Below are 237 nucleotides of genomic sequence, written 5' to 3'. Positions count from 1 at the left end.
AAGTCGTGCGCGGTTTCCGCCGAGCGGCCCGCGTCGGCGCCGATGTACGCACCGGAGAGCAGCGTGCCGAGACCCGACACGCCGCCCGCGCCCACACGCGGACGCACCACCCAGAAGCGGCTGTCCTTCGTCGCGAAGCTGCCGGCGTCCTTCGTCAGCTCGACCGTCGCGAGCACGTGCGAGAGGTTCGGCGAGAGCTTGACCGCGCGCACCGAGCCGATATCGACATTCTTGTAC

General features: G+C 69.6%; 1 protein-coding gene. It reads right to left on the bottom strand.

The genetic code is table 11. From position 1 onward, the window contains the following. A partial coding sequence (locus SB751_RS35105; protein WP_410749629.1) for an MlaD family protein occupies positions 1-237 on the bottom strand: 237 nt, incomplete at both ends.

It is taken from the genome of Cupriavidus sp. SIMBA_020 (assembly GCF_046535395.1).
GTDB classification, from domain to species: Bacteria; Pseudomonadota; Gammaproteobacteria; order Burkholderiales; family Burkholderiaceae; genus Cupriavidus; species Cupriavidus campinensis.
The sequence above is the reverse complement of the archived record's forward strand: the minus strand, read 5'-3'. Positions and strand labels throughout refer to the sequence as shown.